This window comes from Algoriphagus limi (genome assembly GCF_024919275.1).
GTDB lineage: Bacteria > Bacteroidota > Bacteroidia > Cytophagales > Cyclobacteriaceae > Algoriphagus > Algoriphagus limi.
In genome coordinates this window covers 79,302-101,699 of the sequence record NZ_JANWGH010000002.1, presented here as the reverse complement: position 1 = coordinate 101,699, position 22,398 = coordinate 79,302, and the positions used below count along the sequence as shown (strand labels likewise).

General features: G+C 40.2%; 23 protein-coding genes. 11 read left to right on the top strand and 12 right to left on the bottom strand.

Annotated elements, in window-relative coordinates; genetic code table 11:
• The first annotated feature begins 4 nt into the window (after positions 1 to 4).
• Positions 5 to 1,300, top strand: coding sequence for a threonine synthase (thrC, locus tag NY014_RS08810; RefSeq protein ID WP_259414232.1), 1,296 nt, complete (start codon positions 5 to 7; stop codon positions 1,298 to 1,300).
• Positions 1,301 to 1,307: 7 nt separating this feature from the next.
• Here thrC and NY014_RS08805 read toward each other — a convergent pair whose 3' ends face one another.
• Positions 1,308 to 2,282, bottom strand: a complete 975-nt coding sequence (locus NY014_RS08805; protein ID WP_259414231.1) for a polyprenyl synthetase family protein — start codon at positions 2,280 to 2,282, stop codon at positions 1,308 to 1,310.
• A gap of 146 nt (positions 2,283 to 2,428) precedes the next feature.
• On the opposite strand from NY014_RS08805, the gene NY014_RS08800 reads away from it, so the two are divergent.
• From NY014_RS08800 to NY014_RS08790, 3 genes are all read left to right on the top strand, one after another.
• Positions 2,429 to 2,908 (top strand): DUF4199 domain-containing protein, encoded by a 480-nt coding sequence (locus tag NY014_RS08800; protein WP_259414230.1) that lies wholly within the window; start codon positions 2,429 to 2,431, stop codon positions 2,906 to 2,908.
• Positions 2,909 to 2,984: 76 nt separating this feature from the next.
• On the top strand, positions 2,985 to 4,682 hold the full coding sequence (locus tag NY014_RS08795) for a 1-acyl-sn-glycerol-3-phosphate acyltransferase (RefSeq protein WP_259414229.1): 1,698 nt from the start codon (positions 2,985 to 2,987) through the stop codon (positions 4,680 to 4,682).
• Positions 4,660 to 5,718, top strand: coding sequence for an NAD(P)H-dependent glycerol-3-phosphate dehydrogenase (locus NY014_RS08790; RefSeq protein ID WP_259414228.1), 1,059 nt, complete (start codon positions 4,660 to 4,662; stop codon positions 5,716 to 5,718). Before NY014_RS08795 ends, NY014_RS08790 begins: the two co-directional genes overlap by 23 nt.
• Before the next feature lie 38 nt (positions 5,719 to 5,756).
• Here the strand turns inward: NY014_RS08790 and NY014_RS08785 are convergent, their stop codons facing one another.
• Entirely contained in the window at positions 5,757 to 6,917 is a 1,161-nt protein-coding gene (locus tag NY014_RS08785) for a PQQ-dependent sugar dehydrogenase (RefSeq protein WP_259414227.1), read from the bottom strand.
• A 65-nt stretch (positions 6,918 to 6,982) separates the two neighbouring features.
• Positions 6,983 to 8,020 carry a class 1 fructose-bisphosphatase gene (gene fbp, locus NY014_RS08780; protein ID WP_259414226.1) on the bottom strand — a complete coding sequence of 346 codons (1,038 nt, stop codon included), beginning with the start codon at positions 8,018 to 8,020 and terminating at the stop codon, positions 6,983 to 6,985.
• 57 nt (positions 8,021 to 8,077) lie between these two features.
• Here fbp and NY014_RS08775 point away from each other — a divergent pair, with 57 nt between their 5' ends.
• Both NY014_RS08775 and NY014_RS08770 read left to right on the top strand, forming a co-directional pair.
• Positions 8,078 to 9,364 carry an aspartate kinase gene (locus tag NY014_RS08775; RefSeq protein WP_259414225.1) on the top strand — a complete coding sequence of 429 codons (1,287 nt, stop codon included), beginning with the start codon at positions 8,078 to 8,080 and terminating at the stop codon, positions 9,362 to 9,364.
• 31 nt (positions 9,365 to 9,395) lie between these two features.
• Positions 9,396 to 10,502, top strand: coding sequence for a Gfo/Idh/MocA family protein (locus NY014_RS08770; protein WP_259414224.1), 1,107 nt, complete (start codon positions 9,396 to 9,398; stop codon positions 10,500 to 10,502).
• Positions 10,503 to 10,527: 25 nt separating this feature from the next.
• Here NY014_RS08770 and NY014_RS08765 read toward each other — a convergent pair whose 3' ends face one another.
• From NY014_RS08765 to NY014_RS08755, 3 genes are read right to left on the bottom strand one after another with little or no spacing between them, the layout of a single operon-like run.
• Positions 10,528 to 11,025 carry a GNAT family N-acetyltransferase gene (locus NY014_RS08765; RefSeq protein WP_259414223.1) on the bottom strand — a complete coding sequence of 166 codons (498 nt, stop codon included), beginning with the start codon at positions 11,023 to 11,025 and terminating at the stop codon, positions 10,528 to 10,530.
• Positions 11,025 to 11,897 (bottom strand): fructosamine kinase family protein, encoded by an 873-nt coding sequence (locus tag NY014_RS08760; RefSeq protein WP_259414222.1) that lies wholly within the window; start codon positions 11,895 to 11,897, stop codon positions 11,025 to 11,027. The genes NY014_RS08765 and NY014_RS08760 overlap by 1 nt, the downstream gene beginning before the upstream one ends.
• The gene (locus tag NY014_RS08755) at positions 11,890 to 12,375 is read right to left on the bottom strand and encodes a low molecular weight protein-tyrosine-phosphatase (protein ID WP_259414221.1); all 486 of its coding nucleotides are present in this window, start codon (positions 12,373 to 12,375) and stop codon (positions 11,890 to 11,892) included. Before NY014_RS08755 ends, NY014_RS08760 begins: the two co-directional genes overlap by 8 nt.
• Before the next feature lie 168 nt (positions 12,376 to 12,543).
• Between NY014_RS08755 and NY014_RS08750 the strand changes: the two genes are divergently transcribed.
• Genes NY014_RS08750 through panB form a run of 4 tightly spaced genes read left to right on the top strand, consistent with a single transcriptional unit; the run spans position 12,544 to position 16,082 of the window.
• A complete protein-coding gene (locus tag NY014_RS08750) occupies positions 12,544 to 13,779 on the top strand; it encodes a 3-deoxy-D-manno-octulosonic acid transferase (RefSeq protein WP_259414220.1) in 1,236 nt (411 codons plus the stop codon).
• A gap of 1 nt (position 13,780) precedes the next feature.
• A complete protein-coding gene (gene rsgA, locus NY014_RS08745) occupies positions 13,781 to 14,707 on the top strand; it encodes a ribosome small subunit-dependent GTPase A (protein ID WP_259414219.1) in 927 nt (308 codons plus the stop codon).
• 56 nt (positions 14,708 to 14,763) lie between these two features.
• Complete coding sequence (locus NY014_RS08740; RefSeq protein WP_259414218.1) at positions 14,764 to 15,255, top strand: phosphoribosyltransferase family protein; 492 nt, start codon at positions 14,764 to 14,766, stop codon at positions 15,253 to 15,255.
• Between the two features lie 5 nt (positions 15,256 to 15,260).
• Complete coding sequence (gene panB, locus NY014_RS08735; RefSeq protein ID WP_259414217.1) at positions 15,261 to 16,082, top strand: 3-methyl-2-oxobutanoate hydroxymethyltransferase; 822 nt, start codon at positions 15,261 to 15,263, stop codon at positions 16,080 to 16,082.
• 115 nt (positions 16,083 to 16,197) lie between these two features.
• Here the strand turns inward: panB and lipA are convergent, their stop codons facing one another.
• Together lipA and NY014_RS08725 are read right to left on the bottom strand one after the other, a co-directional pair.
• The gene (lipA, locus tag NY014_RS08730; protein ID WP_259414216.1) at positions 16,198 to 17,076 is read right to left on the bottom strand and encodes a lipoyl synthase; all 879 of its coding nucleotides are present in this window, start codon (positions 17,074 to 17,076) and stop codon (positions 16,198 to 16,200) included.
• A 54-nt stretch (positions 17,077 to 17,130) separates the two neighbouring features.
• Positions 17,131 to 17,865 (bottom strand): hypothetical protein, encoded by a 735-nt coding sequence (locus tag NY014_RS08725; RefSeq protein WP_259414215.1) that lies wholly within the window; start codon positions 17,863 to 17,865, stop codon positions 17,131 to 17,133.
• A gap of 135 nt (positions 17,866 to 18,000) precedes the next feature.
• Here NY014_RS08725 and sdaAA point away from each other — a divergent pair, with 135 nt between their 5' ends.
• Positions 18,001 to 18,906, top strand: a complete 906-nt coding sequence (gene sdaAA / locus NY014_RS08720) for an L-serine ammonia-lyase, iron-sulfur-dependent, subunit alpha (protein WP_259414214.1) — start codon at positions 18,001 to 18,003, stop codon at positions 18,904 to 18,906.
• On the opposite strand, the gene NY014_RS08715 is transcribed toward sdaAA, so the two are convergent.
• From NY014_RS08715 to NY014_RS08700, 4 genes are all read right to left on the bottom strand, one after another.
• The gene (locus NY014_RS08715) at positions 18,898 to 19,356 is read right to left on the bottom strand and encodes a hypothetical protein (protein WP_259414213.1); all 459 of its coding nucleotides are present in this window, start codon (positions 19,354 to 19,356) and stop codon (positions 18,898 to 18,900) included. The genes sdaAA and NY014_RS08715 overlap by 9 nt on opposite strands.
• On the bottom strand, positions 19,353 to 20,294 hold the full coding sequence (locus NY014_RS08710) for a calcium/sodium antiporter (protein WP_259414212.1): 942 nt from the start codon (positions 20,292 to 20,294) through the stop codon (positions 19,353 to 19,355). The genes NY014_RS08715 and NY014_RS08710 overlap by 4 nt, the downstream gene beginning before the upstream one ends.
• A 6-nt stretch (positions 20,295 to 20,300) precedes the next feature.
• Positions 20,301 to 20,945 carry a uracil phosphoribosyltransferase gene (gene upp / locus NY014_RS08705; protein WP_259414211.1) on the bottom strand — a complete coding sequence of 215 codons (645 nt, stop codon included), beginning with the start codon at positions 20,943 to 20,945 and terminating at the stop codon, positions 20,301 to 20,303.
• 70 nt (positions 20,946 to 21,015) lie between these two features.
• Entirely contained in the window at positions 21,016 to 22,308 is a 1,293-nt protein-coding gene (locus NY014_RS08700) for an OmpA family protein (RefSeq protein ID WP_259414210.1), read from the bottom strand.
• Between the last annotated feature and the right edge of the window lie 90 nt (positions 22,309 to 22,398).

Here is a 22,398-nt window from a genome sequence, read left to right as displayed (position 1 = left end):
TTTTATGAAGTACTACAGCACAAATAACCCTTCACACAAAGTTTCTCTTTCTGAGGCAGTAATTAAGGGACTTGCTCCTGATAACGGCTTATATATGCCGGAGCGAATTCCCGCTTTGTCCCCTGAGCTAATTAACCGAATGTCGGAAATGAGTTTTCGGGAAATAGGCTACGAAGTAATTAGCGCTTTATTCTCGGAAGATCTCAACGAAAGTCAGATTCAAGAATTGGTAGATCATACCCTTGCTTTTGATGCGCCAATTGTCAAAGTGGAGGAAGATGTTTACAGTTTGGAACTTTTTCATGGCCCAACCTTAGCATTTAAGGATTTTGGAGCACGCTTTTGCTCCAAATTGATGAGCATGTTGGTGCAGGACAAGGATCAAAAGATCTATGTCCTTGTTGCTACTTCAGGGGATACGGGTAGTGCAGTTGCCAATGGATTTCTTGGAGTAAAAGGGGTAGAAGTTATTATTCTTTTTCCAAGAGGGAAGGTAAGTCCACTACAGGAAAAGCAGTTTACTACTTTGGGACAGAATATTACTGCTTTGGAAGTTGAGGGAGTATTTGATGATTGTCAAACCTTGGTCAAACAGGCTTTTTTGGATGAAGAATTGAATCAAAAGTTGCTTTTAACTTCTGCTAATTCCATCAATATTGCTCGATGGATTCCTCAGTGTCTATACTATTTCTACGCTTATTCAAGATTGCCTAAAAATGGGAAAAAGGTCGTTTTTTCTGTTCCAAGCGGCAATTTTGGAAATATTGGAGCTGGCATTTTAGCAGCGCGAATGGGCCTGCCGATTGATCATTTTGTAGCTGCTACAAACTTGAATAAGGTTGTTCCGGAATACCTTAAAGGTGCTGAGTTTTTAGCACAACCTTCCATTCAAACCTTATCCAATTCCATGGACGTGGGGAACCCGAGTAATTTTCCTCGCTTGAAGGCATTGTTTGGTGAGGATGAGTCATTATTTCGAGAAAAAGTAAAGGGATATTTCTACACCGATGAGGAGACAGTGAGGGCTATTCAAAAAGTCAAAGAGCAGGGTTATATCTTAGATCCTCACGGAGCTGTGGGATATTTGGGCCTGAAGGATTTTATGGCAAAAAATCCAGGATATGTGGGAGTCTTTTTGGAAACGGCCCATCCTGGTAAATTCAAAGATGTAGTGGAAGAAGCCTTAGGTGAAACACTGGTTTTACCGGATCGATTGGCTGCCTTTTTAGAGGGAGATAAAAAGGTGATCCCACTGGGGAAGGAATTTGGGGAGTTTAAGGCTTTTTTGGAGAAACTTTAGTATCAGCTTACTTCTTTCGCTCAATTGAATAACTCACCAAATCTCGTAATGAGGTTTTGTAGTCCGATTCGGGGAATTCATCCAAAAGACTTAAGGCTTCCTGATAAAAGCTGTTCATTTTTTCTTTTGCGTATTCTAACCCACCACTACTTTTCACGAAGTCTATGACCTCTGCTACGGCTTTTTTGTCCTCAGATTTATTTTTGATCAAACTGATGATTCTTCTTTTTTCCAACCAATCGGCATTCCGAAGCGCATAGATAAGCGGTAAGGTCATCTTTTTCTCTTTGATGTCAATACCTACTGGCTTTCCGATTTCATCTTCTCCATAGTCAAACAAATCATCTTTGATCTGGAAAGCCATCCCCACTTTTTCACCGAAATCCCGCATTTTGCTGACTGTCTCCAAATCTCCATTGACGCTAGCAGCTCCCACTGCACAGCAGGATGCAATCAAGCTGGCGGTTTTTTGTCTTATAATTTCATAGTAAACTGACTCGTCCACATCCAATTTTCGGGCTTTGTAACTTTGCAAAAGCTCTCCTTCAGACATTTCCTTGACGGCATTGGAGACTATTTGCAAAAGGTGGAAATCTCCATTGTCGACCGATAATAACAAACCACGGGAAAGAAGGTAATCTCCGACTAAAACCGCGATTTTGTTTTTCCAAAGGGCATTTACCGAAAAAAAGCCTCTGCGATAATTGGCATCGTCGACCACATCGTCATGCACCAAGGTTGCCGTATGGAGCAATTCGATCAAGGCGGCACCTCGATGGGTGGAATCATTTATTTTTCCACAAATACCTGCTGTCAGAAAGACGAACATGGGGCGCATTTGCTTCCCTTTTCGCTTAACAATGTAATTGGTGATGTGATCGAGGAGCTTGACTTTACTCTTCATGAAATCCCGAAACTTCTGCTCGAAAACGAGCATTTCGGAAGCGATAGGGACTTGTATTTTTTTGAGGTCAGGTTTCATCAGAAATTGCTGGCGTAAAAATAACAGGCTTTCACTCTAGGACAAGCGATTCTTACTTCATAACTCACAAACTTGAAATAGAAGGTTTCGTTTCGGGATTTTGTGTATTTTGATCAATTAATTCAAAACCCAAGCCCCCCTGCACTATGAAAAATCTCGGAATTGAAATCAAATGGGCCATCGTTTTTTTGGTGATGACCCTTCTCTGGATGATGTTTGAAAAATCTATGGGCTGGCATGATGAAGGTATTGCTGACCATGCTTCCTACACCAATCTATATGCAATACCTGCAATTATGGTCTATGTTTTAGCTTTACTGGATAAAAAGAAAAATTTTTATGGAGGGCAGATGACTTATAAACAAGGATTTATGACTGGTTTAATCATTACCTTGATTGTAGCGATTTTGAGCCCTTTGAATCAGTATATCATCAGCACTATCATCACTCCTGACTATTTTACCAATGTGATCGAATATTCCGTTTCCAATGGGATAATGGAGCAAACAGAGGCGGAGGCCTATTTCAGTTTGAAAAATTACATGCTAATTTCTGTGATTGGAGCTGTGATGATGGGACTAATCACCACCCTAGTGGTAGCCTTGTTTGTTCGGTCAAAGCGATAGACAAGCGGCCTAATCAAGTTCTCGGAAATTGTAATTCTTTATCTTTGCCTTCTCATTTTAAAATGCAATAGTCCACTTGGAGGAAAAATATATTAAGCACCGGTATGAACCTATCCTTCCCAGTAAGGATGAGTGGCCTGTGGTCAAATTGGCCAGGGAAAGGAAGGATTTTGTAAAAAAAGTATCGGAGAAGGCACAGCGTAGAATTTTAAATCAAACAGGTAATTCTGCGGAGATTTTAAAAGAGGAGCTGGAAACGACCTTGTATCGGGAAAAGCTTAGAATTAAGCAGAACCCTTGGGTAGTTGACCCGGATGATGAAGCAGAGTTTTGGGGAAAAGTAAAGGCTTCCCTTTTGCATGTCAATAGCGAAAACAAGCTGAATGATGCACAACGAATTCAAGAGTACCAGCAAATTCTTGAATCTATCACTTCCCGCTATTCGGAGGAAATTGCCAGTAATTTCAAGCATCAGCATTATAAATTTATCCGAAGTGTTGTAACCTTTGGATTTGCTAGGCTGCTGAATGCAGCTAGGGTTAAAGGCTTCAAATCTATTTTCTCCAACCAATATTCTCTTCAGGATAAGATACAGATTACTGGAGAAACAGATCAGCTCCGTGATTTAGCGACCAAAGGCACGATTGTCATGGTTCCGACACACTTCTCAAATTTAGATAGTATTTTGATTGGCTGGATTATTTCAGTCTTGGGTCTGCCTCCTTTCATCTATGGGGCAGGTTTGAACCTCTTTAATATCTCGATCTTCGCTTACTTCATGGATGCTTTAGGGGCCTACAAGGTGGATCGCCGGAAGAAAAACTTGGTTTATCTGGAAACTCTCAAAACCTACTCCAAAGAAGCGATCCGCTTTGGCTGTCATTCCCTATTTTTTCCGGGAGGTACCCGAAGTAGAAGTGGAATGATCGAGAGCAAATTGAAGTTAGGGCTCCTGAGTACAGCCATTGAAGCTCAGCGAAGTAATTACCAGCATGGCTTAGATGAAATCAATGGGAAGGTTTTTATAGTCCCTGTCACAATCAATTATCATTTCGTGCTGGAGGCTCCTAGTCTTATCCGAGACTATTTGAGTATCACAGGACAGGAGCGCTATTACAAGGAAAATGATGAATTTTCGACCTCTTACAAAATCTCAAAGTTTTTGATAAAGTTTTTTACCAAGGGGTCAGATATTTCTGTTTCCGTTGGGAAGGCGATGGATGTGCTTGGCAATTATGTAGATGAAAATGGGGATAGCCTCGATCAACATGGCCGTGTCATCAATCCGAAGCATTACTTCATGTCAAACGGTGAAGTGAATGTGGATCATCAGCGGGAGGAAGAATATACACAAATGCTTGGGAAGCGGATCGTGGAGGAATTCCATCGAATCAATCGCGTGTTTAGCTCTCATTTAGTGGCATTTACGGCTTTTGAGATGATTCAAGCAAGAAACTCCAAATTGGATTTATTCGATTTGATTCGCTTGCCCGAAGAAGATATTTTCATCGACTACCAGGAATTTAAAGATGCCTGTCAACGAGTGTATGATCAAATTATGCGTTTGCGGGAAGAGGGGAAAATTAAAATTGCTCCCCATATGAAACAGGGAATGGACGAGATCATCGCTCACGGGTTGGATAATGTGGGTATGTATCATGCAAAGAGGCCTTTGATTCAAAATAAACAGGGTCAAATCGTTACCGAGGACATCAGTTTGCTCTACTTTTATCACAATAGATTACATGGCTATGGGCTTGAAAAACTTTTCTAAAGACGCTGTAGTAGGAGTAGTTGGCGTAGGAAGCTTTGGTACGGTCATAGCAAATATGTTGGCTGAAAAAAACCAAGTATTGGTTTATGCCCGGAAGGAGGAGGTAGTTCAGGAAATTAACCAATTTCATCGCGCACAGAATCGGGAATTTAACCCATCCATCCGAGCTACCCATGATCCAGAAAAACTCTGTAATTCCTGCCATACGATCTTTTTTATGGTTCCCAGTTCTGGTTTTCAGGAAGTAGCTAGAAGGTTTTCCCCTTTCCTACAACCTTATCACCTTGTGATCCATGGTACCAAAGGCCTTTGTTTGGATTTGCCCGAAGGAAAGGATTTGGATTCGTTGAAGAGTATAAATCGTAGACGAATTCTAACAATGAGTGAAGTGCTCCAAAAAGAGACGGTTGCTGTTCGAGTTGGCTGTCTGGCAGGCCCAAATATTTCTAAAGAATTGGGTCTTTCTCAACCTGCTGCTACCGTAATCGCATCAAAATTCAATGAAGTAATTTTGGAAGGACAGCGCTTACTTCGATCTGAGAAATTTCAGGTTTATGGAAATTCAGACATCATCGGTGTCGAACTCAGTGGGGTTTTAAAGAATATCATTGCCATCGCCGCTGGAGCTTTGGCAGGCTTAGGCTTGGGTGAGAATGCCAAGGGATTGCTAATTTCCAGAGGAATGGTTGAGATGGTGCATTTGAGCAAAGCCTTGGGAGGAAGTGTTAAGTCGATCTTTGGCTTAGCGGGGGTAGGGGATCTTGTCACTACTTGTAACTCCGTCAATTCCCGAAACTTTACTGTCGGTTACCGACTAGCCAAAGGAGAAAAATTAAGTGAGATTTTAGCGGATATGGAGGAAGTTGCCGAGGGGATAAATACTATAAAAATTATCAAAGGATTTTTGGAATCAGCAGACCTTCGTGCTCCGATCACGGAGAACTTATATCGGGTTTTATTTGAAGAACTTGAAATAGAAGAGGCGCTCCAATTCCTTATGAAATATCCATTCAATGTGGATGTAGACTTTGTATAAAAAAGAAAGCTCTTCAAAACGAAGAGCTTTCCTAATTTTTATTGTACTGGAAGTAATTTCACAAGAAGACCAGTTCCTTCCGTTATTGCATATAAGTAGCCATCAGGGCTTTCGGAAACCTGTCTAACCCGTCCTAAATCTTGGAACATGATTTCCTGAGAAAGAGCTTCAGTTCCTTCCATATCCACTCGGTTGATATGCATTTTAGCCAAAGCCCCAATTAAAATATCTCCTTTCCAGGCGGGATATCGATCCGAGGTGACTATGGTCATGCCACAAGTTGCAATTGAGGGAACATAGTAGGTGACAGGTTGCTCCATTCCTTCTTTTTCGGTGATGTCTGTAATTGGCGTTCCATTATAGTTGATTCCATAAGTGATTACCGGCCAACCGTAATTCTTGCCTTTTTCAATCAAGTTCAATTCATCACCACCCATAGGACCATGTTCTGTTTCCCAAAGTCTATTATTGACTTTGTCGTAATACAATCCTTGAGGATTTCGATTTCCGTATGACCAAATGGAAGCAAAGGCATTGGGGTCATTCACAAAAGGGTTGTCACTAGGAATCCGACCATCATCATGAATTCGATGGATTTTCCCATGAGGACTGGTCAGGTCTTGTGCATTTTCAGGCTTGTTTCCTTTGTCTCCATTTGAAAAATAGAGATAGCCATCATTGTCAAAAACGATTCGGCTTCCAAAGTGTCGTCCGCCTTCCCATTCTGGTAGTGCTACTATTAATTCTTCCCGGTTCACTGCTTGATTATTTTCATCCAGCTTAAATCGCATAATGGTTAAAGCTCCTTTGTTATCAGGGAAAGGTTTTGCGTATGCGATGTAAATCCAGCCATTTTCTTCATAATTTGGATGGGCTGCGACATCAAGAAGACCTGCTTGGTTTACTTCGTGAACTTCAGGAAGACCCTGAACCTTTTGTCCGGTAAATTGATCATTTTCGAAAATCAGAATTTCCCCTTTTCTCTCTGTAACCAACATTTTTCCATCAGAAAGCCAAGTCATTCCCCATGGACTTTCCAATTCGGTGAAAAGGGTGTCAATCTTGATCAAATGTTTCTCAGTTTGCGTAGCAAAAGTCGGATCAATCGGCTTGGGGGCTTCAATTTCCTCCTTTTGGGAACAGGAAAAAAGAAGCAAAGCTGTAACAGCCAAAAGAAATAGATTTAGCGATTTTTTCATGGTTTAGTTTTTTCTAAATGAATCGCAATTTACTATATCTATGGCAATCGGAATTGAGAATTCATTCAAACAGTTTCTTGCTCTTTGGCTAATTGGATATAATTCATGGCATCCTCAACTAATTCAGTAGATCCAATCAAAAGCGGTGTGCGCTGATGTAGAGACTCCGGGACAATGTCAAGAATCCTTTCTTGTCCATCACTTGCTTTGGCACCAGCCTGTTCGGCAATAAAAGCAAGGGCATTTGCTTCATATAAAAGGCGCAGTTTCCCACTAGGATTTTTCTTGGTAGCAGGATATAAATAGATTCCTCCTTTGAGAAGGTTTCGATGAAAATCAGCTACCAAGGAACCAATATATCGGGCGGCGAATCGATTTTCCTTACATTGGTCTACATAGCTTTTTATTCCATCTTGCCAATCCTTTTCCAATCCTTCGTTAATCGAATAAATGCTCCCAGATTTTGGAGCTTGAATTTGTGGATGGGAAAGGAAAAATTCTCCTAAGCTAGTCTCGTAGGTAAATCCGTTGACTCCGAAACCAGTGGTGTAAACAAGCATCGTGGAAGAGCCATAGAGCACATATCCTGCCGCCACCTGTTCCGAGCCTGGCTGCATGATGTCTTCTTGTTGAATTGGGCTGCCAATCGGGGTTTTTCGTCTATAGATAGAAAAAATCGTCCCTATACTGATATTCACATCAATGTTGGAACTTCCATCCAAGGGATCGATGGCTACTACATATTTTCCAGAATTATTCTGCAAATCCACCACCGCATCCTCTTCTTCAGAAACTATGGCACAGACTTCGCCACCTTTACTTAATGCTCGCATAAATCGGATGTTCGCGATGACGTCCAGTTTTTGCTGTTCTTCCCCTTGCACATTGGTTTGGCCAAAGGCTCCTCCGATATTTGCTAGGCCAGCTCGATTGGTTTCGCGATTGACGATCTTTGCGGCAAGTGCAATGTCTCGGAGTAATTGGGATAGTTCGCCTGAAGCAAAGGGAAAATCGCTTTGTTTGAGTTTGATAAAGCGATCTAAGGTGGTCCCAACCGAATAGGCCATGCCTGTTTGGTCAGGTTGGTAAGGATTAATTTTCATTATTAGAAAAGTACAATATTTGGGTTTATATCTTCTCGAAATTAGGAAGAAAATCGAATGACAAAAACAATCATTTTCAAATTTGGCGGTGCATCTGTAAAAGATGCTGATTCTGTCAAAAACTTAGCTGAAATTTTGCGTAATCGATTGCGAAATCGGATGGTTTTAGTGGTTTCTGCTATGGGGAAAACCACAAATGCCCTTGAAAGTCTGATTCGCTTGAAAATGGATAATTTGGATTATTCTAAAGAATGTGCAATTCTTAGAAATTATCATATTGAACTTTGTGAAGAACTTTTTCCAAAGGACCATACCATATTTCCACGTATTGATAATTTATTTATTCAACTCGAGAATCAGCTTCAAACTCAGATCAATCCTAGTAATTATGATGAATCTTACGATCGGATTGTATCCTTTGGAGAATTGATTTCTACTCGAATAATTGCTGAATATTTATGCAGTCAAGGATTGTTGGTGGTTTGGCAGGATGCTAGGGATTTGATTCGGACTTCTTCAGATTTTCGCTTTGCGCAGGTGGATTGGGAAAAGACTCGAAAACAAAGTCAGCGAATTCTTAACCCTGTTTTAGATCAGTTTCCTGTTGTTACTCAAGGATTTATTGGAAGTGATAATAAAGGTCGAAGCACCACATTAGGAAGGGAGGGGTCAGATTTTACCGCCGCTATTTTAGCTTCCTCGCTTGATGCCGGCTCTGTGACTATTTGGAAGGATGTGCCTGGAGTTTTGAATGCTGATCCAAAGATATTTTCAGGAACCCAAAAATTTGATGAATTGGGCTATAAGGAGGCTGCTGAGATGACCTACTTTGGAGCATCTGTAATTCATCCAAAAACCATCAAACCACTTGCAAATAAAGGAATACCACTCTTTGTGAAGTCTTTTTTAAATCCGGATGCTTCTGGAACAAAGATTCATGGACTGGCACCAAATCATGAAATCCCGGCATTTATTCTCAAGAGAAATCAAATATTGATCACGTTTAAAGTGACCGATTTTACCTTCATTGGGGAAGACCATATCCATCAGATTTATGATCAATTGAAGAATTTAAAGCTTCGAGTCAATATGCTTCAATTATCTGCAATTAGCGTCTCTGTAGTGATTGATGATGAACTTTTTAAACTGGAGCGATTGCTCAAAAATTTAAAAAATGACTTTGAAATCAGATTCAATAAAGGGCTGGAGTTGTTGACCATATTAAATCACAAAAGAGTGGATTTTGAACCTTATCTCGAAGGCTATGACCTTTTGTTAGAACAGACCACAAGAAACACCTTTCAGGCCGTGCGTAGGAAAATCACACAGCAAGAAAAAGTTTAGTAACTTATAGAACCAACATAATCTCCAACCCATGCAAACTCGAAGACAATTTATTCAGAAAGCAGGCCTCACTACCTTGGCTGCGGTCAATTTACCATTCGCTGAAAGTTTTTCTGGATCTGTTTTTCCAAAAGAAGATAAAGTTCTTCGGGTAGCCATAATGGGACTTGGAAGCTATGGAACTCGGGTTGCTGAAGCCATGCAGGATTGCAAGCGGGCGAAATTGGTAGGGGTGATAAGTGGTACGCCTTCAAAAATCGAAAGCTGGAAAGAGAAGTATGATATACCCGCCAAGAATTGCTACAACTATGAGAATTTTGACCAAATCAAGGATAATCCGGATATCGATGCGGTCTATGTAATTACTCCTAATTCATTGCACAAGCCTTATTCTATTCGAGTAGCCCAAGCTGGGAAGCACGTCATTTGTGAGAAACCTATGGCTCTTAATGCCGCCGAAGGAAAAGAAATGGTTGATGCCTGTAAAAAGGCTGGAGTTCATTTGCTGATTGGTTATAGGATGCACTTTGAAGCCAAGACTTTGGAAGTAGTAAAAAGGCAAAGAGCTGGGCAATTTGGGAAAACTCTATTTTTTCAGGGCTTAAGTGGATTCATTATTGGTGATCCTAATCAGTGGAGGCTGAAAAAGGAATTATCAGGAGGTGGATCAATGATGGACATTGGTATTTATTCAGTAAATGGAGCACGCTACATGTTAGGAGAAGAACCAACTTGGGTGACTGCTCAGGAGGTGAAAACTGATCCCGTCAAATTTAAAGAAGGGGTGGATGAGACTATCACCTTCCAAATGGGCTTTCCTTCAGGGGCGGTAGCCTCTTGTCTTTCTACTTATTCGCTGAATAATTTGGATAAATTTTTCTTAAACGGAACAAAAGGATTTGCTGAAATGCAACCTTCGACGGGCTATGGCCCCATTCAGGCATGGACGAATCAAGGCCCTATTGAGGCTGAGCATATTACTCATCAAACGACTCAAATGGATGAAATGGCCCAAATTATTTTAGATGGGAAAAAGCCGTTCATTCCTGTGGATGGAGAGGAGGGATTACGGGATATGGTGATTATTGATGCCATTTATGAAGCCGTTCGAACGGGCGAAAAAGTTAAGTTAGCTTAGTCCCTTTAATATCGATTGAAGAGTTTTATTCTAAAATAAGTTGCATAAAGACCAGGGTTAACCACTTGTCGAATTTAAATGCAACTTCTGGAATTCTAGCTACTTCCTTGAAGCCCAAACGTTCATGAAAGCGGTAACTTCCTGTATTTTCAGAGTCCATCCCAGCAATCATAACGTGATATCCTTGGGATTTGGCAATAGTGATTAGGTGTTTCATCAATTCAGTACCAAATCCTTGTCCTTGGGCTTCCGAATTCAGATAGATGGTGTGTTCGAGGCTTCGATTATATCCGGGTTTTGCCCGGAATTTACCATAAGTGGCGTAACCGCAGACTTTGCCCAATAAAGTCCCTACCAATATGGGGTAACCTTCCTTTATTTTATCATCAAAGTTTTTCTGCACTTCTTCCAGTGTTTTTGGGAAATAGTCATAATTGTGAGAAGTGTTTGCTATGGAGTCATTAATGATCGCCCAAATAGCTTCAGAGTCGGCAGTTTGGTAAGGACGGATTTCTAGGCTCATTATTGAAAGCGATTGACGATCTTTTCTATTCCGGGAAGGTAAGCTGTTCCAAATAAATTAAGATGAACTAAAAGCGGATAAAGATTATACACACCTATTCGGTTTTCAAAACCTGGCGCCATTGGAAGTACAGATTCATAGGCTTCATAAAATTGGGAGTCAAACCCTCCAAAAAGTCTGCTGAAAGCCAAATCCATTTCGCGATGGCCAAAATAAACAGCTGGATCTATCAAGCAAGGTTGTCCATCTTCATGAATGATGACATTCCCTGACCACAAATCACCATGAACTAGGGAAGGGGACTCTTCAGGGAAAATATCTTGAAGTTTGGGGTAGATTTCCTGGAATTTTTTAAGAAAATCCAAAGGTATAAGTCGGTCAAAATAGGCTTTTCCAAGAAGTGGTTCTAAGCGCTGTTCAATAAAAAAGTCAAGCCAATTGTCCGAATGTAAGTTCTTTTGGTAGAGAGATGCGATAAAATTATCCTGATCTAAACCAAAGTATTCCTGTTGGGTGAGATGTAGGTGGGCAAGCCCGATTCCTAGATTTTCCCAATAATTTGAGGCCTTTCTACCTCCAGGAATAAACTCCGTAAGCAGGTAATTGTAGTCTTCGACTCTTCCATATCCATATACTTCCGGGACTTTTAAAAAGGTTGATTTTCGGAGTAAATCTAAACCTTGGGCCTCCCGAACCAGAATATCTTTTTCATGATCAAAATTCAGTTTGAGAAAAAAAATTCCTTCTGAACTGCCAATTCTGATACCTTGATTATGATTACCTGCTGCTATAAGATTGGCAGATTTAAATTCTGCCATGGGACCTAGGCTTTCGAAAAGCACTTGTTCATAGATCCCATTTAGGTCAAGCATAAATTTGATGACGCTCCTGAATAGTATTTAAAAAATGATCGATTGCTTCATCAAGGATTCTGTAAATTTCATGAAAACCTTCCTCTCCACCGTAATATGGATCTGGTACAGGATTTCCTTGGCTTCCTTCCACAAAATCCCGAATCAAAAAAATCTCCTTTTGCTCAAAACCATACTTTGATTTCATAAGGTTTAGGTTTTGAAGATTTTGATGGTCCATGGCTAGGATGTAATCAAACTCTCTGAAATCAATCCGGTTAACTTGTCTACCCCGATGGTTGATTTTGATATTGTTCACTTGAGCACATTTAATGGTTCGCTCATCAGGTAATTCTCCTATGTGGTAATCAGAAGTCCCTGCGCTATCACTTTTGAAGTAAGGCCCAATGCCGAGCTTCTTGACTTTGTCATTGAAAATGGCTTCGGCCAAAGGAGATCTGCAGATATTACCTAAACAGACAAATAATACTTTAATCATTCTAAAATTTCGATTCGCGTGGGACTAGTCTAAAACGGTAACTTTGAAAATAGAAATTTTTGAGCTGAATCAACAAATTGTACGCTCATTTTTTGAAAAAAATCTGAGCTTTAACTTTTTAATACATAAGTAGGGTCGTTGTTCCCTTGATAAAAGCTAATTTTAGCCATGGTTTGGATTTACCGATTGGTGCTCTGGATACTTGATGGGCTTCTGCCACTTGCGGCTTTTTTTTCACCAAGGCTGGCTTCTTTTGTCAAAGGGAGAAAGGGTTTGTATACAAATCTCCAAAAATTTAGGGAATCTCATGAAGGGGAATTGGTTTGGATTCATGTCGCTTCCTTAGGGGAGTTTGAGCAGGCAAAACCTTTGATCCATTTATGGAAGCGAAAACAACCCGAGACCAATATTTTGGTTACTTTTTTTTCGCCTTCAGGATACGACCCAGTTGTTAAGCGAAAAGATCAGGATTTAGATGGAGTGGTTTATTTGCCATTAGATAGAGTTAGTCATGTCCGAAAGTTTCTGGATATTGTTCGTCCAAACCTTGTTTTTTTTGTCAAGTATGATCTTTGGTATCAATTCTTAAATGAGATTTCCCATCGTAAAATCCCTCTTTACTTGATTTCTGCCAGTTTTAGGGAGGATCAAGTGTATTTCAAAAGGAAGGGGTTTTTCCGGAAGCCTTTATTCTTTTTCGATCACATATTCACACAAAATGAGAAAAGCGGTGAATTGCTTTACAAAATTGGGTTTACGGACTTCACAAGAGTTGGGGACACCAGATTTGATCGAGTAGCTGCTATAGCAAATTCTCCTCAAGATTTCCCTAGGATAAAATCTTGGATAGGAAACAAAAAAACAATTGTACTTGGGTCTGTTTGGGAAGAAGACATGGAGATTCTTATTCCACTTATCAATTCTCTCCCTGATTATTGTTGGCTGATTGCTCCTCATAGTATGAATCCAGAACCTTTGGAAAAATGGAAAGCAAAAATCAACCTTCCTTCTCAATTCTATACCAGTTGGGACTCAACAAAGTCTTCTTCAGTTTTATTTATCAACACGATTGGGATGCTTTCCTCTCTCTACCAATTTGCTTACATAGCTTATGTAGGAGGGGCTTTTGGTTCAGGTCTTCATAATATTTTAGAGCCCATTGGATTTGGGGTTCCTGTAGTATTTGGGAAAGTAAAAAAAGCCGGGAAATTCCCTGAAGCCTTGGAAGCGATAGAAAAAGGTTGTGGTTTTGAAGTGAAGGATCAAAAGGAATTGGCAGGTGTTTTTGAACGATTATCTTCTTTAGATTTTCATTCCCATTCCCAAAAAGCAGCTCGGGATTGGGTTCAATCCAATCTGGGTGCGGCCGAAAAAATCTATGAATTAACCCGTAAATTGCAGTGAAATGAAAGGCAGGGTCATAAAATCTACTGGAAGTTGGTATACCGTCAAGGTTGATGAAAAATATATTCAGGCCAGGCTGAAAGGGAAATTCAAGCAAGACGATTTGAAATTAACAAACCCGATTGCAGTTGGAGACTGGGTAGAAATGGATGAGGAGGAAGGGCAGTCGACGGCGGTGATTAGCTCTATTCTTCCCAGGGAAAATTACGTCATTCGAAAGTCCACCCGAAAGCAGCATTTTTCACATATCATTGCCAGTAATTTAGATCAAGCTATGCTTCTAGTAACCATGGAGCAGCCTAGAACCTCTTTGGGTTTTATTGATCGCTTTTTGGTCAGTACCGAGAGTTTCCGAATTCCGGCGTTATTGGTGGTCAACAAAATGGACCTTTATGGAGATACTGAGAAAGGGAAGAAATGGCTGAAGGAGTTACATGATATCTATGAGCCTCTAGGGTATCCGGTGATTGAAATTTCTGCAGAGCAGGATAGTGATTTGTCTCAAAAGTTTCGGGATTTACTGAAAGGTAAATCCACCCTGGTGTCAGGTCATTCTGGTGTTGGGAAATCTACTTTACTAAATAAGTTGGTGCCTCAAGCAGCCCAACCTACCAAACAAGTTTCAAAGTTTAGCAGTAAAGGTGTGCATACAACAACTTTTGCCGAACTTTTTGAATTGCCGGAAGGTGGTGATATCATTGACACACCTGGAATTAAGGAGTTTGGGATTTTGGATATTGAGGAGAATGAGCTTTCACATTACATTCCAGAAATGCGAGCTTATCTGGGGCAATGTAAATTCCATAATTGTCGCCATGTAAATGAACCAGGATGTGTGGTTTTACAAAAACTGGAAGAAGGTTTAATTCATCCAAGTCGTTACAACAGTTATTTGAATATTTTAAACGAAGAAGATACCCATCGATAGTTAAGGATTTTGATAGCAAATCAAATAGGCCTAATTTTCAAACTTAATAATTACCCATGAGCGAAGTTCTCAATGACAAACAGATCCGGCAGAAAGTCACCCGAATGGCTTATGAGATTTATGAGCGAAACCTCCATACTTCAGGAGTTGTGTTTGCTGGAATTTCAGGTATGGGTTTGATCCTATCGGAGCTTCTTTCAAAAGAGCTAAAAGCGATTTCGGATCTTTCTGTAGAGGAGTTGGAAGTACAACTTGACAAATCCAATGTCTCCCAGTCCAAAATCACACTTTCAAAAGAACTGGAATTAACTGGTAAGACCTTGATTTTGGTCGATGATGTACTCAATACCGGTAGAACTGTGGCGTATGCCATGAAGCCATTTCTGGAAGAGGATATCAGTAAAATGGAATTGGCAGTATTAGTAAATCGGGAACATGGGCTTTTTCCCCTGAGACCTGATTATACCGGTTATGAACTCGCTACCACACTCAATGAACATATTCGCGTAGATCTTTCCGGTCCGCAATTTTCAGTACACCTTCTCTAAAAAATATGTCTGTTCACGCAACCTCATCAATTAAACGGGTGACTACCCATATCCTTCAGGAAATGAAAGATAGGGGTGAAAAAATATCCATGTTGACGGCCTATGATTATTCTATGTCAACTATTGTGGACCGGGCAGGGATTGATATAGTGTTAGTAGGGGATTCAGCCTCCAATGTAATGGCTGGTCACGAAACCACTTTACCTATTACTTTGGATCAGATGATCTATCATGCTTCATCTGTGGTTCGGGCTGTTCGTCGGGCATTTATTGTGGTGGATATTCCATTTGGACATTATCAAGGCAATAGCTCTGAAGCATTACGATCAGCTATTCGGATTATGAAGGAATCAGGAGCTCATGCAGTGAAAGTAGAAGGAGGCTCCGAAATTAAAGAGTCAGTCAGTCGAATTTTGAGTGCTGGTGTGCCGGTGATGGGACATTTGGGATTGACTCCACAGTCCATCTATAAATTTGGAACATACACCGTCCGTGCAAAGGAGGAGGCTGAAGCTCAAAAATTATTGGAAGACGCTAAGTTGCTCGAGGAATGCGGCTGCTTTGCGATTGTTCTTGAAAAAATCCCTGCTTCTTTAGCCAAAAAAGTTGCTGAAAGTGTACGTATTCCCGTGATTGGAATTGGTGCAGGGCCTGATGTAGATGGTCAGGTTTTGGTGATGCATGATATGCTTGGAATTACTCAAGAATTTAAGCCTAGATTTTTACGTCAATACGCTGATTTGCAGTCTATCATGACCGAGGCGTTTCAAAATTATATAAAAGACGTAAAAGATCGGAAATTCCCGAACGACTCTGAAAGCTACTGATTAGTAGCTTTTTTCATTTTAAGAATAGGAGATTGCTGACTTGGATTAAAGGTTTTCAAATCAAGAAAGAAATGAAAATAAATGAGAAAGCCATCTGGATAGATGGCTTTCTCATTTATACGTTTACGTGACGTTCGGCGTGGTATGAAGAGCGAACTAATGGTCCAGACTCTACATATTTTAATCCTCGTTTTAACCCTTCTTCTCGATAATGCTCAAATAGGTCTGGATGAATAAATTCCGCCACTTCAATGTGCATTTTGGTAGGCTGTAAATACTGCCCCAAAGTCAAGATGTCACATCCGTGTGCTACCAAGTCATCCATTGCCTTGTAGACCTCCTCTTTCGTTTCTCCAAGTCCCAGCATGATTCCGGTTTTGGTTCGCTTACCATATTCCTTTGTAAGCTTGATTTGCTCAAGTGAGCGGGCATATTTGGCTTGCGGTCGAACTCGTCGATAAAGGCTTTCTACTGTTTCCATATTATGAGAAACCACTTCTTGTCCACCGCTGATCATTCTATACAGTGCATCCCAATTTGCTTTTACATCAGGGATTAGCGTTTCTATAGTTGTCTCTGGAGAAAGTTCTTTAGTCTTTACTACAGTTTGATACCAAATTTCCGCGCCTCTATCCTTCAATTCGTCACGGTTTACGGAGGTGATTACCGCATGTTTTACACCCATGAGTTTGATTGCTTCTGCCACTCTTCTTGGCTCATCTTCATCATACTCAGGTGGTCTTCCTGTAGCCACCGCACAAAACGAACAAGAACGAGTACAAACATTTCCCAAAATCATAAAAGTAGCTGTGCCAGCTCCCCAACACTCACCCATATTGGGACAATTTCCGCTTTCGCAGATGGTGTGGAGTTTATGCTGGTCCACCAATTTGCGGACTTTGGCGTATTCTTTACCCACAGGAAGTTTCACTCTCAACCAATCTGGCTTTTTTCTTCGAGTTGCTTCTTCGGATATTACGGGTAATTCTATCATATCTGTAGATTTTTCAGGTCAAAATTAGGTGATATTCTGGGAAAAACCAGTTCTCTATTTTCTGAACCCATAGTAGAAAGTAAAATAAACGGATTGAAAAACCTGTCTATTTTCCGTTGTAGGGATCAGTGGAATTTCTTTGTTGAAACCCTCAATCATGTATCCAAGTTCCAAGCCGGTCACGTTGCTTCGAAATACACCAAATTCTAGGTTGACCGCAGCTTTAGCATTTGCTCCTATTGCCAACTGGGATTGTCCCAGTCCTTCAAACAAACGACCGGTTCCTAAAATATTGAATCGACTTTGATGGATTTCGTGATCATATTGCTCTCGTACAGTCTCCAATCGATTGATGGCATATTCTATATAATAGGGTGCGATTAATCCAATACTTGGCCCTACAGCCGCTAAGGCAGAAACTTGGACTCCTTGGTTTGGTGCCTTTTTGAATAAAATCACTTCACGACCATATTGTGGGCGGATGGAATAGAGGTAATTCGATTTTCCAAAAATGTAGCTATTGCCTAAAACGGTATTATATCTGACTTCTTTTGGATTTTTGACATTTGAAAGTTCAAGAGCAAAGAAACTAAACTGATCATCTGTTATCCTTGTCCCAAGCTTAAATGAGAAGCCTCCAATAAGTCCTCCGTTGGTATTTTTATTTAAGCCAAAAACAAATTCTTTGTCATAGTCGTAGTTTCCAGCATCTTCACGCTGGGCATGAGCTTCCTGTAAAATTAAGGCGCCAGCGATCCCTAAGAGCAATAATGATTTTAGAAACTTCATATGAGGAAATATTAACCTATTTTTGGTTAAAGTATTTAACTGAAATTTAAAAGTAAGAGTTTAGACTCGTGATAAAAAGTACGGCTAATTGAATTTTCGGATAAGATTAGCTTGAATTTATAAACCCAAATAGCCATGTGTTTTTTATTTACCAGTTTCAAGGATTGGAAGTCCTATTGTGAATCTCACGGAGAGAGTCTAGATGAATCCGTCGTTGCATATGAATGTGAGCAAAAAGGAGCTACTCCAGAAAAAATCCAAGAAGGCCTTTTGCATGCATATCAAGTCATGAAGGATGCTGTCCATACTGGACTTGAAAAGGATATGAAGTCTCGATCTGGAATGATTGATAATGGTGCAAAAAAAGTTTTCAATCATCCGCTTACTGTTTTGTCTCCTGAATTTCAAAAGCTGATTTCAAGAGCTTTGGCGGCGAAAGAGGTAAATTCATGCATGGGAAGAGTAGTGGCAGCACCTACTGCAGGTGCTTCTGGAATCCTTCCAGGAACTATGGTAACACTTCAGGAAATTCATGCCCTATCAGATGATCAGATTATCAAAGGTTTGTTGGTTGGAGCTGGGATTGCTTTGATTATTGAGCAAAAAGCAAGTTTGGCAGGTGCAGTTGGAGGCTGTCAGGCTGAAACGGGCTCTGCTGCTGCAATGGCGGCAGGAGCAATTGTTTTTTGTTTGGGTGGAACCATTGACCAGGTATTTAATGCAGTTGCGATTACTATTCAATGTATGTTGGGTTTGGTCTGTGATCCGGTTGCGGGCTTAGTGGAAGTTCCTTGTGTTGTTAGAAACGCAAGTGCTGCAAGTATTGCGTTTAGCTCTGCACAAATAGCCTTAGCCAGCGTGAGTGCAGTGATTCCAGTGGATGAGTGTGTGGAGGCAATGGGAGAAATTGGAGCTTCTATGGAAAGCCGATATAAAGAGACGGCTCTGGGAGGCTTGGCAGCAACTTTGACTGGCCAGGAAATATCTAAGCGGGTTTTAATCCAAGATATTGAAATTCTACCTGATGAGGAATTACCCTAATAGACTGTTTAAAATCGGAATTTGAAGGAGTTTGTCAATCGAAAAGCTAAAAATTGTTGCCCAAAAAAGAGCGCTCCAGAACATGTGGAAGTAGATTCTACGTTTTTTGCTACCAAATGAAACTAATATCAATGTTCCTCCAATAGGCGTCAAAATCAAAGGAGTGAGGAAAGCAATTCCAATTTCACCATACTTTTTCCAAACAGTCACAATTTTTCTATTTCGGGAAGTAAATACGGGTTTTTTCTTCCGAAATCTAAGCAGGAGTTTTTTCTTGAATTTTTTACCGATCAAGGTGAAAATAAAAACGCTTGACATCATGCTGGATACAGTTATAAAAATGGTTGTTCCTACTCCAAACCCTGCTGCAGGAACCAGAATAGGTCCAGCAATAAATTTGAAATAGCCTAAAAAATAAATCCCGATTAAACTGATCAATGATTCATTCATAGTAGGAAGAACATGTATGCAGCGTAGGCTATGAGTAAAATTGAACCTTCAAATTTCGAAATTTGCATTTTGGTTCTCATCAAAGGAAAGAGCAGAACCGTAATCCCAAGCATCCACCAAAAATCCACCTTGAGGAACGCCTCAGCAACTCCTATTGGTTCGATAATGGCAGTCAATCCTATGATAGAAAGGATGTTCATGATATTACTTCCAAGAATATTTCCGAGAGCCATATCAGTTTCTTTGGCTATTGCAGCCATTACAGATGTGATTAATTCCGGGAGACTTGTTCCAATAGCAATGATGGTTACTCCAATAATCCGTTCTGAAACCCCGTAATTTCTGGAGATCAGTACCGCATTTTCAACCAAGAGTTCTGAACCAAAATACAAGCCTACGATTCCTCCAAAGAATAGTCCTAGCGCCATCCACCAAGAGAGCTTTTTTACCTGTTCGATTTCTTCTTCTACTTCTTTGAATTGCTTTGCGGCTCCTTTTTTTTCCAACCAGAAAAGATAAAAATTGAAGACTATAAAAAGGACAAACAAAAGGATTCCTTCCCATCGCTCTACACTTCCGTTCAAGCTTAAAATAAAAAAGAGACCTGTGACCAAAAGTGTAATGAGGTATTCAAAACGTATGTGCCTTCTGTTGATTTTTGTAGGATAAAAAAGCCCACTTAATCCTAGAACTAGACCTATATTGGCAATATTTGAACCTACAACATTTCCAATGGAAATCTCACTGTTTCCTTTGAGAGCAGCATTCACACTTACCAGGAGTTCTGGGGCAGAGGTACCAAAAGCTACAATGGTCAAACCAATTAAGCCAGCACTCATTCCAAGTTTGACAGCAATCCCCGAAGCTCCGTCTACAAGGAATTTTCCGCCGAGCAATAGTACGCCCAAACCAACAGCTAAGAGAAAATACTCAGACATGATTTTTTATAGTTTAGGGCCAAAAGCCAGATCTCCTGCATCGCCTAACCCCGGTAAAATATAGGAATGCTCATTTAATCCATGATCCAATGCTCCTATCCAAAACTGGTGAGGGATTGTAAGGTTAGATTTTATATAATCGATCCCTTCAGGAGCGGCTACCGCACAAGCAATGTGAATCTTTTTCGGGGTTCCGTTTTTCAAAAGATTTTCAATAGAGGTAATGAAAGATTTACCAGTTGCAAGCATGGGGTCAGCCAAAATTAGCGTCTTTCCTTCCAAAGAAGGACTAGCACAATAGCCTAAATGGACTTCAATAGAGTCTTTGGATTCTTCAGCTCGAAATGCACCAATAAATCCATTTTCAGCAGAATCAAAAAAATCCAAAAAGCCTTGATAGAATGGAAGTGACGCCCTCATTACTGCAATTAATACCAATTTTTCATCCAGTTGAAGCACATTTGTCTTCATTAAGGGAGTCTCAATTTCTTGAATTTTATAGGAAAGGTTTTTCGAGATCTCATAGGCAAGTATTTTTCCCAATCGTTGAAGATTGGTTCTGAACCGCATTTGATCTTTTTGAATTGAGACATCCCTAAGTTCTGCCAAAAACTGATTGGCAATAGATGGTGTGTTGGCTAAAACAAACATAAGACGAATTTAATAGAAAAAACCCAGCTTCAGATAAGCTGGGTTTTTCCAAAATCATAGTATCAAAGAATTATTTCACCTCAAAGGAAACTCTTCTGGCAAATTGTCTAGCATCTTGGGATTCTTTATCTACACTTGTGTCTTCTCCATAACCTTTAAAACTAAGTCTGCTAGAATCAATTCCTGAAGCGATGAGTAAATCGTAAACCGCTTTAGCTCTTTTTTCAGAAAGTTTGATGTTGTAGTCTTCTGACCCCAGTTCATCTGCATATCCTTTAACTTCTAGCGAAGTTCCTGGATTTTTTTTCAAGAAATTAGAAACAAATTGAACGGAAGAAACTGAATATTGAAGGGGTTTTGATGAATCGAATGCGAAGTAAACATTCAGATATTGCTCATCAATTGCCTTTCTAATGTATTCAATAGGCTCAGCGATTTCTTCAATTGGACAACCTCCATTGGAGCTTGGCCCTGGTAAGAAAGGACAATTGTCTTCATGATCTGACATGCCGTCCCCATCGGAGTCAAGGGTTACACCTGATGAATTCACTCTAGCACCCGCTGGAGTATTTGGTTCTTTATCCAGATAGTCAGGAATTCCATCTCCATCGGAATCTTTTAGCATGTCCTTAATTTCTCCGATTTGAGACGCTAGCTCTTCTTTTGTGGCATATTTATCAGCTGCAATGTGCCAATCAGCATGCTCTTCTTGGGAACCCAAGTAAAAGTTTAACCCGATAGTTCCGGTCCACCATCCACCAGGTGCATGAATAAATGGATTAGTTGGAGGGTTTGGTTGAACTGGCGCATTATAGCTATTCCCATCGAAAGTGTACGTTTGTCTACCATTATGGATATAAGAAATATCTCCAGTTAAAGCCAAACGATTGGAAAGTTTGTATTGTGTTGTAACCCCAGAAATTATATTGTAAACATAATCGGATTCTTGGTTGTATATAGTTTCTTCATAACTCAATCTTCCAAACCCAACACCGAAATGAGCCAACATCCCCAATCTTCTGGAGATATTTTCAAAATTTAGCATGCGTCCAGCATTCAAAACCATTTGCGCATTTCCTCTAATGTAATTAGTAGTGAATTCTGGGCTCACTCCTTTTACTTCTTTAAAGTTGCCAAAACCAAAATCTCCTTTTAAGCCAAAGTATTCATTCATCATATATCTGGCTCCAAAATCTAAATGACCAATATTTAATGTCGGAGATAAGTAACCAGGAGATAAAGGCCCCATTGATTTATTGAAGCCGGCACTCGCTTCTATTGACCATTGGTTGAATTCCTTTTGAGCATAGATAAATTGGGCTATACCTATTGACAAAAAAGCAGTTAGCAATAATTTTTTCATAATAAGAGTACTTGATTGAAAGGATGATGATTCAAAAGTATTGATTTTATTTTATCCTATCATCAAGCAAAAAAAAATCCCGTTCGGTTA

Excerpts from the sequence above, each read along its gene's own strand:
- NY014_RS08700 (WP_259414210.1), bottom strand. The coding sequence starts at position 22,308 with ATGAAAAAATTATTGCTAACTGCTTTTTTGTCAATAGGTATAGCCCAA.
- NY014_RS08725 (WP_259414215.1), bottom strand. The coding sequence starts at position 17,865 with ATGAAGTTTCTAAAATCATTATTGCTCTTAGGGATCGCTGGCGCCTTA.
- sdaAA (WP_259414214.1), top strand. The coding sequence starts at position 18,001 with ATGTGTTTTTTATTTACCAGTTTCAAGGATTGGAAGTCCTATTGTGAA.
- NY014_RS08790 (WP_259414228.1), top strand. The coding sequence starts at position 4,660 with ATGGGCTTGAAAAACTTTTCTAAAGACGCTGTAGTAGGAGTAGTTGGC.
- lipA (WP_259414216.1), bottom strand. The coding sequence starts at position 17,076 with ATGATAGAATTACCCGTAATATCCGAAGAAGCAACTCGAAGAAAAAAG.
- NY014_RS08775 (WP_259414225.1), top strand. The coding sequence starts at position 8,078 with ATGACAAAAACAATCATTTTCAAATTTGGCGGTGCATCTGTAAAAGAT.
- NY014_RS08710 (WP_259414212.1), bottom strand. The coding sequence starts at position 20,294 with ATGTCTGAGTATTTTCTCTTAGCTGTTGGTTTGGGCGTACTATTGCTC.
- NY014_RS08755 (WP_259414221.1), bottom strand. The coding sequence starts at position 12,375 with ATGATTAAAGTATTATTTGTCTGTTTAGGTAATATCTGCAGATCTCCT.
- upp (WP_259414211.1), bottom strand. The coding sequence starts at position 20,945 with ATGTTTGTTTTAGCCAACACACCATCTATTGCCAATCAGTTTTTGGCA.
- thrC (WP_259414232.1), top strand. The coding sequence starts at position 5 with ATGAAGTACTACAGCACAAATAACCCTTCACACAAAGTTTCTCTTTCT.
- NY014_RS08750 (WP_259414220.1), top strand. The coding sequence starts at position 12,544 with ATGGTTTGGATTTACCGATTGGTGCTCTGGATACTTGATGGGCTTCTG.
- NY014_RS08805 (WP_259414231.1), bottom strand. The coding sequence starts at position 2,282 with ATGAAACCTGACCTCAAAAAAATACAAGTCCCTATCGCTTCCGAAATG.
- panB (WP_259414217.1), top strand. The coding sequence starts at position 15,261 with ATGTCTGTTCACGCAACCTCATCAATTAAACGGGTGACTACCCATATC.
- NY014_RS08740 (WP_259414218.1), top strand. The coding sequence starts at position 14,764 with ATGAGCGAAGTTCTCAATGACAAACAGATCCGGCAGAAAGTCACCCGA.
- NY014_RS08765 (WP_259414223.1), bottom strand. The coding sequence starts at position 11,025 with ATGAGCCTAGAAATCCGTCCTTACCAAACTGCCGACTCTGAAGCTATT.
- fbp (WP_259414226.1), bottom strand. The coding sequence starts at position 8,020 with ATGAAAATTAATCCTTACCAACCTGACCAAACAGGCATGGCCTATTCG.
- NY014_RS08770 (WP_259414224.1), top strand. The coding sequence starts at position 9,396 with ATGCAAACTCGAAGACAATTTATTCAGAAAGCAGGCCTCACTACCTTG.
- NY014_RS08760 (WP_259414222.1), bottom strand. The coding sequence starts at position 11,897 with ATGCTTGACCTAAATGGGATCTATGAACAAGTGCTTTTCGAAAGCCTA.
- NY014_RS08715 (WP_259414213.1), bottom strand. The coding sequence starts at position 19,356 with ATGAATGAATCATTGATCAGTTTAATCGGGATTTATTTTTTAGGCTAT.
- rsgA (WP_259414219.1), top strand. The coding sequence starts at position 13,781 with ATGAAAGGCAGGGTCATAAAATCTACTGGAAGTTGGTATACCGTCAAG.
- NY014_RS08785 (WP_259414227.1), bottom strand. The coding sequence starts at position 6,917 with ATGAAAAAATCGCTAAATCTATTTCTTTTGGCTGTTACAGCTTTGCTT.
- NY014_RS08800 (WP_259414230.1), top strand. The coding sequence starts at position 2,429 with ATGAAAAATCTCGGAATTGAAATCAAATGGGCCATCGTTTTTTTGGTG.